The sequence below is a fragment of the Streptomyces sp. NPDC055400 genome (assembly GCF_053644375.1).
Map to the genome: position 1 here is coordinate 400,568 of NZ_JBSHLM010000003.1, position 13,431 is coordinate 413,998.

The following is a 13,431-nucleotide window of genomic DNA, read 5'->3' on the forward strand; positions in this document are numbered from 1 at the left end:
CACCCTCACCGCCGGGGCGGCTCAAGCCCCAGCCTCCGGTCCTTGAGCGCCGGGAACCGCTCGCGGGTCCCGGCGACGGCCGCCCCGTCGAACTCGACCGTGAGGACCTCCTCGCCGGCGCCCGCCTCCCCGATGACCTGGCCCCAGGGGTCCACGACGACGCTGTGCCCGGCCTGCGGCACCCCCGCGTGCGTACCGGCGGTGCCGCAGGCCAGTACGTACGCCTGGTTCTCGACGGCGCGCGCCTGGGCGAGCAGCGTCCAGTGCGCGCGGCGCCGCTCGGGCCAGCCGGCGGAGACGAGGAGCGTTTCCGCGCCCCGGTCGACGAGGCCCCGGTACAGCTCGGGGAAGCGCAGGTCGTAGCACGTGGTGACGCCGAGGACGGTCTCCGGCAGGCGTACGGTGACCAGTTCTTCGCCCGCGCCCATCAGCACGGCCTCGCCCTTGTCGAAGCCGAAGCGGTGGATCTTGCGGTAGGCGGCGGCGAGTCCGCCGTCCGGGGAGAAGACGAGCGCGGTGTTGTAGAGCGGTCCGTCGGGGTCGCGCTCGGGGATCGTGCCCGCGTGCAGCCAGACGCCGGCGTCGCTCGCGGCCTTCGCCATCGCCTCGTACGTCGGGCCTTCCAGGGGCTCCGCCTCGGTCGCGAAGGCCTCGTAGGCGAAGGCGCCGGTGGTCCACAGCTCGGGGAGGACGACGAGGTCGGCGGACCCGGCTTGATCCCGCACCATCGAAGCGGCGCGCAGCCGACGGGAATTGGGCGATTCGTCATCATCTACGCGGATCTGGATGAGCGAGGCGCGCACACTACCACCGTCCTGGCATTCGAGCCGTCTACACGGGCCTACGATCGTCACACGAAAGCACTGCCGGGGTGCCTGCCAGCAGCGTACTGTGCATTTCCGGGGGTTCCCCCCGGACCCCCGCAGACGCGTTCCAAGACACCCACTGCCCGCGCCACAACCGCCCGAGGGGTCCCGTTCCGTGAGTCTCCACCCCAGTCTTCAGTCCTACGCCGATGCCTGGACGCATTCCATCGAAGCGATATCCGAGCTGGTGACGCCCCTGGTGGAGGGCGAATGGAGCCGCGCCACGCCATGCCCCGGCTGGTCGGTGCGGGACATCGTGTCCCACGTCATCGGCCTCGACTGCGAGATGCTCGGTGACCCGCGGCCCATCCACACGCTGCCGCGCGACCTGTACCACGTGCAGAACGAGCACCAGCGGTACATGGAGATGCAGGTCGACGTGCGGCGCCACCACACGGCGCCCGAGATGACCTCCGAGCTGGAGTACACGATCATCCGGCGCTCCCGGCAGCTGCGCAACGAGTCGCGCGAGCCGGGCGCGATGGTGCGCGGGCCGCTCGGCACGGAGGAGACCCTCGAATTCGCCATGCGCAAGCGGGCGTTCGACGTGTGGGTGCACGAGCAGGACCTACGCGTGGCCGTCGGCCGGCCGGGCAACCTCGACTCGCCGGGCGCGTACGTCACGCGCGACATGCTGCTCGCCGTCCTGCCGAAGGTCGTCGCGAAGGACGCGTCCGCGCCCGCGAACTCGGCGGTGGTCTTCGATGTGCACGGGCCGGTCGAGTTCCTGCGCACGGTCCGCGTCGACGCGGACGGGCGCGGCACGATCGACGGCGCCCCGTCGCTGGGCCCGGCCGCCACGCTCTCCCTCGACTGGGAGACCTTCGTCAAGCTGGCCTGCGGCCGTGTGACGCCCGACGCGGTGTCCGACCGGGTCAAGACGGAGGGTGACCTGGACCTCGCCCAGGCGATTCTGAACTCGCTGTCCATTACGCCGTAGCCCTTACGGGGGCCAGGGCGGCGGAGCGACGGGCAAGGCCCCGGTGCCGGAAACGGCAACCGGGGCCCGTCGCTTACGCGGGGAGGTCCTGGCGGAAAGGTCTCGGCGGAGAGATCTTGGACGGGGACGTCGTACGCGGGTACGCCTCAGCCGCGTATGCCTTACGCCGGGACCGCCTACGCCGGTACGTGCACCGTCTCCACCCGGCTGGCCACAAGCCGCTCCCGCTCGCGCCGGTGCGCGCGTCGGCGCAGTCGCAGGATCTGGCTCACCCCGAGCGCCTCGAGCACGAACACCGCGGAGAACGCGATCCGGTAGTTGTCGCCGGTCGCGTCCAGCAGGACCCCGATCGCGAACAGCGTCGTCATCGACGCGACGAACCCGCCCATGTTGACGATCCCGGACGCGGTTCCCTGCCGCTCCGGCGGGTTCGCCGGGCGCGCGAAGTCGAACCCGAGCATGGACGCGGGACCGCACGCCCCGAGCACGACGCAGAGCACCACCAGCAGCCACATCGGCGCGTGGTCCCCCGGGTAGGCGATCGTCACGGCCCACATCAGGGCCGTACCGGCGACCGTGCCGAGGGCGAGCGGCAGCCTGGCCATGTGGTGCCGGGCCACGATCTGCCCGTAGACGAGCCCGATCAGCATGTTGGACAGCACGACGAGGGTGAGCAGTTCACCGGCGGTCCCGCGCGAGAGCCCCTGCGCCTCGACCAGGAACGGCAGGCCCCACAGCAGCAGGAACACCATCGCCGGGAACTGCGTCGTGAAGTGCACCCACAGGCCGAGCCGTGTCCCCGGCTCGCGCCAGGACGCGAGGATCTGTCCGCGGACGAAGGCCCCGCCGGTGTGCCGCACGGGCTCCGGTTCGAAGCCTTCCGGGTGGTCCTTGAGGAAGAGCAGCATCAGGACGAGGACGACGACTCCGGCGAGCGCGCTGCCGGCGAACGCGGCCTCCCAGCCGACGCCGTGCAGCAGCCGTGCGATCACGAGGGTCGACACCAGGTTGCCGGCCATGCCGACGAGGCCGGCGAGCTGCGCGACCAGCGGCCCGCGCCGGGCGGGGAACCAGCGGGTGCCGAGCCGCAGCACGCTGATGAACGTCATCGCGTCGCCGCAGCCGAGCAGCGCGCGCGAGACGAGGGCCGTCCCGTACGAGGGCGAGAACGCGAAGCCGAGTTGGCCGACGGTGAAGAGGACGACGCCGATCGTCAGGACGCGCTTGGTGCCGAGCCGGTCGACCATCAGGCCGACCGGTATCTGCATGCCCGCGTACACGAGCAGCTGGAGGATCGAGAAGGTGGACAGCGCCGAGGCGTTGATGTGGAAGCGTTCGACGGCGTCGAGGCCCGCGACGCCCAGTGAGGTGCGGAAGATGACGGCGACGAAGTAGACGGCGACGCCGATGGCCCAGACGGCGATGGCCCTGCGGCCGCCGGGCGGGTCCCCGGGCAGCGTCGCGGTGCCTGCGGAGCTCATCGGACCTCGCCCCGCGCCAGGTTCGAGAACCAGCCGACGTGGCGGCGGACTACGGCGACGGCTGCCTCGGCGTCGCCCGCGCGCAGCGCGTCGAGGATCTCCGCGTGCTCGGTGAGTGTCTTGGCGATCCGGTCCGGGTGCGAGTGCATCACGGCGACGCCCATTCTCAGCTGACGGTCGCGCAGCTGGTCGTAGAGGCGGGAGAGGATCGCGTTGCCTCCGCTGCGGACGATCTCGGCGTGGAAGCAGCGGTCGGTGCTGGCCGCGTCGGTGAACTCGCCCGCGGCGGCCTGGGTCTGCTGGAGGGAGAGCAGCTCCTCCAGGCGGGCGATCAGGCTCGCGGGGGCGGGGACGGCCTTGCGTACGGAGTGCTCCTCGACGAGGAGGCGGGTCTCGACGACGTCCGCGATCTCCTGTGCGGAGACGGCGAGGACCAGGGCGCCCTTCTTCGGGTAGAGCTTGATCAGCCCCTCGACCTCCAGCTTGAGCAGCGCCTCGCGCACCGGGGTGCGGGAGACCCCGACGGCCTCGGCGAGCTCGCCCTCGGTGAGCAACGTCCCGCCCTCGTAACGGCGTTCGAGAACGCTGCGCTTGACGTGGTCGTAGACGCGGTCGGCCGCTGGCGGCCGCTTGATGGCGGTGGGGGACGGGGGCGCGGGAGGCATGCGCACATCATAGATACAACACGTACGCATCGTCGGCGGGCGTCCAGGATGCGGACGCGGCACCCCTGAACGGCTGAGGCCGCCCCCCTCGCGATAAATACTCCGTAATCCGGCACATCCATCCGCCGCGCTCATGAGTCTCTTCAGCGAGCGGCACCTCATGTGGCCGCATTCCAGGGGCATTTGGAGCGTTCAACTTGAAAACCCGTATTATGGGCATTCGCCGCGTAACCGCCGCTGCCACCGTGACCGCCGCTGCGGTCCTGACCAGCGGGGTCTTCGCCACCTCCGCGCAGGCGGCCACGCTGCCCACTCCCACGATCGTCGCCAAGGGCGGCTACGTGATGAACAACGGGACCGGTACGAGCCTGTTCACCAAGGCCGCCGACACCCGCCGTTCCACCGGCTCCACCACCAAGATCATGACCGCGAAGGTCGTCCTGGCGCAGTCGAACCTGAACCTGGACTCCAAGGTCACGATCCAGAAGGCGTACAGCGACTACATCGTCGCGAAGGACGCGTCGTCGGCCCGCCTGATCGTCGGCGACAAGGTCACCGTCCGCCAGCTCCTGTACGGGCTCATGCTCCCGTCCGGCTGCGACGCCGCGTACGCCCTGGCCGACAAGTTCGGCTCCGGCAGCACGCGCGCCGCCCGCGTGAAGTCCTTCATCGGCAAGATGAACAAGGCCGCCACGGACATGGGCCTGAAGAACACGCACTTCGACTCGTTCGACGGCATCGGCAGCGGGTCGAACTACTCGACGCCGCGCGACCTGACGAAGATCGCCTCGTCCGCGATGAAGAACTCCACGTTCCGCGCGGTCGTGAAGACGACGTCGACGAAGCAGAAGGTCACCACGAAGAGCGGCGGCTACCGCTACATGTCGTGGTCCAACACGAACAACCTGCTCGGCAGCTACTCCGGCACCATCGGCGTGAAGACCGGCTCGGGCCCCGAGGCCAAGTACTGCCTGGTCTTCGCCGCCACCCGCAACGGCAAAACGGTCATCGGCACGGTCCTCGCCTCTTCCTCCGTCGCGAACCGCACGGCGGACGCCAAGAAGCTCATGGACTACGGCTTCAAGAAGTAACCCTCGCAACTGAAGCGACGAAGGGCCTGCCGCATGCCACGGCGGGACCTTCGTCGCGCCGGCCTCCGTTGCGGAGCGCCGGCAGCAAGCTCGGCGGCAACAAGCTCGACGCGGCCGCGGTCAAGATCCTCCTGGCCGGCAGCACTGCGGCCTGAGTACGCCACACGGGGCCGGCCCCTCAGGGACGGCCCCGTGTCGTTCGCTCACGCCCAGGTGATCAGGCGCTTCGGCTGCTCAAGGATCGCCGCCACGTCCGCCAGTACCTTCGAGCCCAGCTCTCCGTCCACCAGGCGGTGGTCGAAGGAGAGGGCCAGAGTGGTGACCTGGCGGGGCTTCACCTTGCCCTTGTGGACCCAGGGCTGGAGCTTGATCGCACCCACAGCGAGGATCGCGGGCTCGCCCGGGTTCAGGATCGGGGTGCCCGTGTCGACGCCGAAGACGCCGACGTTCGTGATCGTCACCGTGCCGCCCTGCATGGCGCCCGGCGACGTCTTGCCCTCGCGGGCCGTCGACACCAACTCGCCCAGCGCCGTGGCCAGTTCGGGCAGGGTCTTGGCGTGCGCGTCCTTGATGTTCGGCACGATCAGACCGCGCGGTGTGGCGGCGGCGATGCCCAGATTCACGTAGTGCTTGCGGACGATCTCCTGGGCGGCCTCGTCCCAGGACGCGCTGATCTCGGGGTTCCGCTTGATCGCGACGAGCAGCGCCTTGGCGACGAGCAGCAGCGGATTGACCCGCAGCCCCTGCATCTCCTTGTCGGCCTTCAGCTCCTCGACGAGCTTCATCGTCCGCGTCACGTCGACCGTCACGAACTCCGTGACGTGCGGAGCGGTGAACGCGGAGCCGACCATCGCGGCCGCGGTCGCCTTGCGTACGCCCTTGACGGGGATACGGGTCTCGCGGACGCCGTCCTGGACGACGGCCGGCGCGGCGGCGCCCGGCTCCTGCGGCTGGGCCAGGACCTGCGCCTGCGTCACGACCGGCTCGGGAGCCGGGGCGACGGCCGCGTGCACGTCCTCGCGGGTGATGATGCCGTCAGGACCGGACGGGGAGACCTGCGAGAGGTCGACACCCAGATCCTTGGCCAGCTTGCGCACGGGGGGCTTGGCCAGCGGTCGTCCGTTCTCCTTCGCCGGAGCTTCCGGCTCGGGTGAGGGCGCCGGCTGCGTGACCGCCGCGGGGGCCGCCACCACGTCGCCCTTGCGCGGCCTGCGCTTGGTCGACGCCTCGGAGACCCCGTACCCCACAAGAACCGGCTGCCGCCCCTGCGGCTCTGCCTCGGGTTCGGGCGACGCGGGCTCCGGCACGGACACGGGAGCGGTGGCCGTGGAGCCGGATCCACCCGCGACGTCCACCGCGATGATCACCTGCCCCACATCCACCGTCGTCCCCTCGGGGAAGCGCAGCTCGCGCACCACCCCGTTGAACGGGATGGGCAGCTCGACGGCCGCCTTCGCCGTCTCCACCTCGCACACGACCTGCCCGTCGGTGACCGCGTCACCCGGCTGGACGTACCACTTGAGGATCTCGGCCTCGGTGAGCCCCTCGCCCACGTCGGGCATCTTGAACTCGGCCAGCGCAGCGTCTGTCATCGTCGTCACGGCCCTCTCCTCAGTACGCCAGCGAGCGGTCGACGGCATCGAGCACCCGGTCGAGGCCCGGCAGGTACTCATCCTCGAGGCGCGCCGGCGGGTACGGCACGTGATAGCCGCCGACCCGCAGCACGGGCGCCTCCAGATGGTAGAAGCAGCGCTCGGTGATCCGCGCGGCGATCTCCGCGCCCGTACCGAGGAAGACCGGGGCCTCGTGCACCACGACGAGCCGGCGGGTCTTCTCGACGGACTTCTGCACCGCGTCGAAGTCGATCGGCGACATGGAGCGCAGGTCGAGGACCTCCAGGGACTTGCCCTCCTCCTGGGCGGCCGCGGCCACCTCCAGGCAGACCTTCACCATCGGCCCGTACGCGACGAGCGTCAGATCCGTGCCCTCGCGCACCGTGCGCGCGCCGTGCAGCGGTCCGGGGATCGCCTCGGTGTCGAGCTCGCCCTTGTCCCAGTAGCGCCGCTTCGGTTCGAAGAAGATCACCGGGTCGTCGCTCTGGATGGCCTGCTGCATCATCCAGTACGCGTCCGACGAGTTCGACGGGGAGACCACCTTCAGGCCCGCCACGTGCGCGAACAGCGCCTCCGGCGACTCCGAGTGGTGCTCGACCGCGCCGATGCCGCCCCCGTAGGGGATCCGCACGACGACGGGCAGCTTGATCTTGCCGAGCGCGCGGGCGTGCATCTTCGCGAGCTGCGTGACGATCTGGTCGTACGCGGGGAAGACGAAACCGTCGAACTGGATCTCGACGACCGGACGGTACCCGCGCAGCGCGAGGCCGATGGCCGTGCCGACGATGCCGGACTCGGCGAGCGGGGTGTCGATGACCCGGTCCTCGCCGAAGTCCTTCTGCAGTCCGTCCGTGACGCGGAAGACGCCGCCGAGCTTGCCGACGTCCTCGCCCATGATCAGGACCTTGGGGTCGGTGTCGAGCGCCACGCGCAGCGACTCGTTGATCGCTTTCGCGAGCGGAAGCTTCTGTACCGCCATGATCAGTTGCCTCCCGAGCCCGCGACCGAGTCGCTATCGGATTCCGTGGAGAACGACGCCTGGTAGGCGGCGAACTGGGCACGCTCCTCGTCGACGAGCGAGTGCCCGTCCGCGTACGCGTTCTCGAAGATGGCCATCCGGTCCGGGTCCGGCATGGCCCGCACGACCTCGCGTACTCGAAGACCCAACGCTTCGCTCTCGGCCTCGAGTTCCGCGAAAAATCCCTCGTCCGTGTCAGTTTCGGACTCGAGATAGGTGCGCAGGCGCAGGATCGGGTCCTTCGCCTCCCACGCCTCACGCTCCTCGTCGGCCCGGTACTTCGACGGGTCGTCGGAGGTGGTGTGCGCGCCCATGCGGTACGTGAACGCCTCGACCAGCGTCGGCCCCTCGCCCCTGCGCGCCCGCTCGAGGGCCCACTTGGTGACGGCCAGGCAGGCGAGCACGTCGTTGCCGTCGACGCGGACGCCGGGGAAGCCGTAGCCCTGCGCGCGCTGGTAGAGCGGCACGCGGGTCTGCCTCTCGGTCGGCTCCGAGATCGCCCACTGGTTGTTCTGGCAGAAGAACACGACGGGCGCGTTGTAGACCGCGGAGAACGTGAACGACTCGGCGACGTCTCCCTGGCTGGAGGCGCCGTCACCGAAGTACGCGATCACGGCGCTGTCCGCGCCGTCCTTGGCGATGCCCATGGCGTAGCCGGTGGCGTGCAGCGTCTGCGAGCCGATGACGATCGTGTACAGGTGGAAGTTGTTGCTGTTCGGGTCCCAGCCGCCGTTGTTCACGCCGCGGAACATGCCGAGCAGGTTCGTCGGGTCGACGCCCCTGCACCAGGCGACGCCGTGCTCGCGGTAGGTGGGGAAGACGTAGTCGTCGTCGCGCGTGGCGCGGCCCGAGCCGATCTGCGCGGCCTCCTGGCCGAGCAGCGAGGCCCACAGGCCCAGCTCGCCCTGGCGCTGCAGCGACGTCGCCTCCGCGTCGAAGCGGCGGGTGAGGACCATGTCGCGGTACAGGCCGCGCAGCTCGTCGGCCGTGATGTCCTCGACGAACGCGGCGTACTCGGCGTGCGCGGGGTCCTCCACGCGCCGGCCCTCGGGGCTCAGCAGCTGGACGAGGTCGGGCGCTCCCACCCCCGGGGACTTCTTCGCAGACTTTTTCGCAGCGGTGCGCTTGCGCGGCGTACGCGCGGCGGCAGTGCTGTCCACGGTCACGTGTGCTCCTCCGTCGGTCCGGCCCCCGGGTTCGCCGGGAGGCCTGGGGGTCCCCCCAGCCCTTTGACAAGGGCCTCGGGGAGGCTCGCCTGGTCCGTCCCGCGCACGGGGTGGGTGCGACTCGGCCGGGTACAGGCGTGACAGGTGCCCCGGCGAGCGCCCTGCACGATGCACGTTACCCAGTGCCCCACATATCTGCGAAACCCCATCTGACCTGCGATTTTGCTTGGATATCCAAGTAAATCGAGCAACTGCGGAACAGTCGCTGGTCAGACGCGGTCAAAGCACCGTTCGGAGCACCGGTCACAAGCCTGGCAGGCAGCCGGAACACCGGCACGTTATCCCGGTCACCTCGGGCACGGGAAGAGCCAATATGTGAGACTGGCCGCGTGCCCGAAGACGGAAAAATTCGCGTATTTCTACTCGATGACCACGAAGTCGTACGCCGCGGGGTGCACGAGATGCTCTCCGTGGAAGAGGACATCGAAGTCGTCGGCGAGGCGGGTACGGCCGCCGACGCCCTTGTCCGTATCCCCGCCACGCGCCCCGACGTCGCGGTCCTGGACGTGCGGCTCCCGGACGGCAGCGGTGTCGAGGTGTGCCGCGAGATCCGTTCCCAGGACGACTCGGTCAAATGCCTGATGCTGACCTCGTTCGCCGACGACGAGGCACTCTTCGACGCGATCATGGCGGGCGCCTCCGGCTACGTACTGAAGGCCATCAGGGGCAACGAGCTCCTGAACGCGGTCCGTGACGTCGCCGCCGGGAAGTCCCTGCTCGACCCCGTCGCCACCGCCCGCGTCCTCGAAAGGCTCCGCGGCGGCGGCCACGGCGCGCAGGACGACCGGCTCGCGAACCTGACCGAGCAGGAGCGCAAGATCCTCGACCTGATCGGCGAGGGCCTGACCAACCGCGTCATCGGGGAACGCCTGCATCTCGCCGAGAAAACGATCAAGAATTACGTGTCCAGCCTGCTGTCCAAACTGGGCATGGAACGCCGCTCGCAGGCCGCCGCATATGTCGCGCGGCTGCAGGCCGAGAAGCGCCACTGAATTCGGGACCTACGTCCCTTGCAGCAGGGGGCCGAGGCCCCTTTTACTGCGCGCTTCCGGTGGCGCACTGTGGAAACATGCCCACCGAATTCCAGGAAGACCGCGCCCAGGAGCAGCGCGCCATCGAGCTGATCGGCAGCGTGGACTACGGCCGGGTGGCGACCAGCATGCGCGCGCTCCCCTTCCTCGCCTCGGCCCGCCACATCGTGGTGGACGGCCGGGTCGTCCTGCGCATGCACAAGGGCTACGGCTACCACCAGGCCTGCGCCGGCAGCGTCGTCGCGTACGGCGCCGACAATCTGAACAACGGCGACCCCGCCGACGGCCAGTGGTCGGTCCAGTTCGTCGGCACCTGCGTGGCCGTCGAACCGACCCCCGGCGAACTCGGCCTCTTCGGCCCCGCGCCCCGCTTCGCCGACGGTGAGCCGTTCGACCCCGTCTATCTGCGGATCGAGCCCCAGTTCGTCACCGTGCACGAACTGACGGGCGGCGCCCGTCATCCGAAGCGGGCCTTTCGCCACGTTCTGTAGCCACCGGCTACCCAGGGTGCCCTAACATCTGGCGCGTGCCGCGCTCATCTGCTCACTCCGCCCCACCGCTCCGCGCCCTGCTGCGGCAGTACGACGCCGGCTCACCGCTGGCCTGCGAACCCGTCGACCAGGGCCTGCTCAACCGCGGCTACCGGCTCGCCACCACGCGCGGCCGCTACTTCCTCAAGCACCACTTCGACCCCGAGACCGCCGACCCGGCCGCCATCGCCCGCCAGCACCGCGCCACCGAACGCCTGGCCGCACTCGGCGTCCCCGTCGCCCCGCCCCTGCCCGCCGCCGACGGCCGCACCGTCACCGTCATCGGTGGCGCCAGCTACGCCCTGCACCCCTGGGTCGAGGGCCGCCACCGCAGCGGCGCGCAGCTCACGGCGGCCCAGTGCCGCACGCTCGGGGCGCTCCTGGGACTCGTACACGCCTGTCTGGAGACGGTCATGGGGGCCGCGCCCGCGCGTGGGCGGGCCAGTGCCGATCCCGCGGACACCCTCGCGCTCATCGGCACCCTGCTGGAGCGGGTGCGCCGCCGCCGCCCGCACGACGCGTTCGACGAGCTGGCGCGGCACCGGCTCGTGGAGCGCCGCGAACTCCTGGAGTCCTGCGCGGGGCGCCGGCCCGAGCAGGCCTCGGCGACCGGCTGGGTGCACGGGGACTTCCACCCGTTCAACCTGCTCTACCAAGGCGGTGTACCGGCCGCGATCGTCGACTGGGACCGGCTCGGGGTGCAGCCGCGCGCCGAAGAGGCCGTACGCGCCGCCGTGATCTTCTTCGTGCGTCCCGTCGGCACCCTCGACCTGCCGAAGGTGCGGGCCTACGCGCGCGCGTACCGCCGCGCCTCGGGCTCCGGCGCGGACGAACTCGCGGCCGCCGTCCACCGTGTGTGGTGGGAGCGGCTCAACGACTTCTGGATACTGCGCTGGCGCTACGAACGCGGCGACACCCGCGCCGATCCCCAGTTCCCCGCGGCGTCTGCGCTCGCCGTGTGGTGGACGAAGGAGTACGGGGCGGTGCGCGACGCGTTCGCCGGGTGAGCGGCCGTCAGGGAGCCGGACCCGGCCGGGTCAGCCCGTCGCCGGGTCGCCCGTGGAGACCTGGAGCTGGATCGACTCGGGGTTCTTCGGGTCGATCTCCGTGCGCGCCTTGGGGTACTGCACGATGACCGTGCCCTCACCGAAGGTGTTCTCGTCGACGTCCCGGACGTCGAACTTCCAGCCGGCCGCCTGCATACAGGCCTTGACCGACTTGATGTTCTTGTAGGTGAAGTCCGGGAGCATGACCTTGTCCGGGTCGTTGTAACCCGTTTCAGGCTCCTTGCACTCGTCCTCTTCCATCGTCTTCGTCAGATCAGGACCCTTGTGACCGGCGACGACCGACGGCGACTTCGTCGCGTCGCCGCCACCGCCGCCCTTCTCGTCATTGCCGTTCAGCGTCAGGGCCGTGATCAGACCGCCGACCGCGAGCAGCGCGACGACGATCGAACCGACGATCACACCTGTGTTCCGCTTGCCGCCACCGCCGCCGGAGCCCGCCGGACTCGGCGTCGTCCGGGGCGAGATGGTGTACGGCGGAGGCGTCTGCTGGTGCTGGTGCTGCTGCTGAGGCGCGTACGGAGAGGTGGGCGGCGGGGTCTGGTAGCCCTGCTGCGGATATCCGTAGCCCGGAGTGGCCGGCGCCGGAGCGGGCGTCCCGTAGGGGCCCGGCTGGTACGGCGTCTGCACCGGGCCGGTCGGCGCCGCCGTCGACTGGTCGACCGGCGGGAACACCGCGGAACCGACACCCGCGCCGCTGGACGTCTGCGCACCCGGCACGATGCTGGGCGCCGCGGCGTGCAGCGACTGGGCGACCCGCAGGCACTCGTCCCGCATCGCCTCGGCGCTCGGGAAGCGCTCGTTCGGGTTCTTCCTCAGCGCGCGGGCGACCAGCGCGTCCACGGCCGGGGGCACCGACCGGTTGATCGACGAAGGAGCCACCGGCTCCTCCTGGACGTGCGCATACGCTATGGCCAGCGGCGAGTCCGCCTCGAACGGCAGCCGCCCGGTGACCAGTTGGAACAGCATGATGCCGACCGAGTACAGGTCGGACCGGGCGTCCACGCCACGGCCGAGGGCCTGCTCGGGCGAGAGGTACTGCGGGGTGCCGACGACCATGCCGGTCTGCGTCATCGACGTGACACCGGACTGCATGGCGCGGGCGATGCCGAAGTCCATGACCTTGACGACGTTCCGCTTCGTCATCATGACGTTGCCCGGCTTGATGTCTCGGTGGACCAGACCCATCTCGTGGCTGATCTCGAGCGCCGCGAGCACATCGGCCGTGATCTTCAGGGCCTTGTCGGTCGGCATCGCGCCGTGGTGCGCGACATCCGCGTCGAGCACGGAGCCGAGGGGCTGGCCCTCCACGTACTCCATGACGATGTACGGAGTGGTCATCCCGTCGAGGTCGTCCTCGCCGGTGTCGAAGACCGAGACGATGTTCGTGTGCGTGAGCTTCGCCACGGACTGGGCCTCGCGGCGGAAGCGCTCACGGAACGCCTGCTCACGCCCGAGCTCGGTGTGCAGCGTCTTGATCGCCACCTGGCGGTCGAGCACCGTGTCGTACGCGAGGTGGACCGAGGCCATGCCGCCCTCGCCGAGCAGATCACGCAGCTGGTAGCGACCGCCCGCGACAGCACGCCCTGCGTACCGGCCCTGTGCGCCGTCCTGGCTCATGTTTCTACGTCCCCCATCGGCGCGGCCGGTGATCGATTACCACTGATCCCGGCCAAGTCTGCCCCGTGGCACCGACACGTCAAGCTCGGTGCCCGTTCCGTGACCGTACGGGCAAGAAGCGTCGCGGAAGCGTTACAGGAATCGCCCAGACGATTTGCATCGCATTGCCCGCAGAAGGTTTGATGGCCGGTCCATCTCGGGACGGCGCGCCGGGCGAAGCCTGTAGCGTGGCCCGACGGAGACCGTAACGACCACCGCGCGTACATCCGAGAGTGCGGACACGGAC

The 13,431-nt window shown here is 70.1% G+C and carries 12 protein-coding genes; 5 read left to right on the forward strand and 7 right to left on the reverse strand.

The features are described 5' to 3' along the window. Positions 1-5: 5 nt before the first annotated feature. Positions 6-803 (reverse strand): carbon-nitrogen family hydrolase, encoded by a 798-nt coding sequence (locus ACWIGU_RS09930; RefSeq protein WP_454399250.1) that lies wholly within the window; start codon positions 801-803, stop codon positions 6-8. Between the two features lie 178 nt (positions 804-981). On the opposite strand from ACWIGU_RS09930, the gene ACWIGU_RS09935 reads away from it, so the two are divergent. Next, positions 982-1,806: a maleylpyruvate isomerase family mycothiol-dependent enzyme gene (locus ACWIGU_RS09935; protein WP_454399252.1), complete on the forward strand. Its 825-nt coding sequence runs from the start codon at positions 982-984 to the stop codon at positions 1,804-1,806. 176 nt (positions 1,807-1,982) lie between these two features. On the opposite strand, the gene ACWIGU_RS09940 is transcribed toward ACWIGU_RS09935, so the two are convergent. Both ACWIGU_RS09940 and ACWIGU_RS09945 read right to left on the reverse strand, forming a co-directional pair. Then, positions 1,983-3,287, reverse strand: coding sequence for an MFS transporter (locus ACWIGU_RS09940; RefSeq protein ID WP_454399254.1), 1,305 nt, complete (start codon positions 3,285-3,287; stop codon positions 1,983-1,985). Further along, on the reverse strand, positions 3,284-3,952 hold the full coding sequence (locus ACWIGU_RS09945) for a GntR family transcriptional regulator (protein WP_454399256.1): 669 nt from the start codon (positions 3,950-3,952) through the stop codon (positions 3,284-3,286). Before ACWIGU_RS09945 ends, ACWIGU_RS09940 begins: the two co-directional genes overlap by 4 nt. A gap of 212 nt (positions 3,953-4,164) precedes the next feature. On the opposite strand from ACWIGU_RS09945, the gene ACWIGU_RS09950 reads away from it, so the two are divergent. Beyond that, on the forward strand, positions 4,165-5,043 hold the full coding sequence (locus tag ACWIGU_RS09950; protein WP_454399665.1) for a D-alanyl-D-alanine carboxypeptidase family protein: 879 nt from the start codon (positions 4,165-4,167) through the stop codon (positions 5,041-5,043). A gap of 203 nt (positions 5,044-5,246) precedes the next feature. Here the strand turns inward: ACWIGU_RS09950 and ACWIGU_RS09955 are convergent, their stop codons facing one another. From ACWIGU_RS09955 to pdhA, 3 genes are read right to left on the reverse strand one after another with little or no spacing between them, the layout of a single operon-like run. After that, positions 5,247-6,644: a dihydrolipoamide acetyltransferase family protein gene (locus tag ACWIGU_RS09955; protein WP_454399258.1), complete on the reverse strand. Its 1,398-nt coding sequence runs from the start codon at positions 6,642-6,644 to the stop codon at positions 5,247-5,249. A gap of 10 nt (positions 6,645-6,654) precedes the next feature. Beyond that, positions 6,655-7,635, reverse strand: coding sequence for an alpha-ketoacid dehydrogenase subunit beta (locus ACWIGU_RS09960; protein WP_356277836.1), 981 nt, complete (start codon positions 7,633-7,635; stop codon positions 6,655-6,657). Between the two features lie 2 nt (positions 7,636-7,637). After that, the gene (gene pdhA, locus ACWIGU_RS09965; RefSeq protein WP_454399260.1) at positions 7,638-8,840 is read right to left on the reverse strand and encodes a pyruvate dehydrogenase (acetyl-transferring) E1 component subunit alpha; all 1,203 of its coding nucleotides are present in this window, start codon (positions 8,838-8,840) and stop codon (positions 7,638-7,640) included. A 389-nt stretch (positions 8,841-9,229) separates the two neighbouring features. Between pdhA and ACWIGU_RS09970 the strand changes: the two genes are divergently transcribed. The 3 genes from ACWIGU_RS09970 to ACWIGU_RS09980 all read left to right on the forward strand — a co-directional run bounded on the left by ACWIGU_RS09970 (position 9,230) and on the right by ACWIGU_RS09980 (position 11,468). Then, positions 9,230-9,892: a response regulator gene (locus tag ACWIGU_RS09970; RefSeq protein ID WP_454399262.1), complete on the forward strand. Its 663-nt coding sequence runs from the start codon at positions 9,230-9,232 to the stop codon at positions 9,890-9,892. Between the two features lie 77 nt (positions 9,893-9,969). After that, complete coding sequence (locus ACWIGU_RS09975; protein WP_454399264.1) at positions 9,970-10,422, forward strand: pyridoxamine 5'-phosphate oxidase family protein; 453 nt, start codon at positions 9,970-9,972, stop codon at positions 10,420-10,422. Between the two features lie 35 nt (positions 10,423-10,457). Beyond that, positions 10,458-11,468 (forward strand): phosphotransferase, encoded by a 1,011-nt coding sequence (locus ACWIGU_RS09980; RefSeq protein ID WP_454399266.1) that lies wholly within the window; start codon positions 10,458-10,460, stop codon positions 11,466-11,468. 30 nt (positions 11,469-11,498) lie between these two features. Here ACWIGU_RS09980 and ACWIGU_RS09985 read toward each other — a convergent pair whose 3' ends face one another. Further along, a complete protein-coding gene (locus ACWIGU_RS09985) occupies positions 11,499-13,145 on the reverse strand; it encodes a protein kinase domain-containing protein (protein ID WP_454399267.1) in 1,647 nt (548 codons plus the stop codon). Positions 13,146-13,431 lie beyond the last annotated feature (286 nt).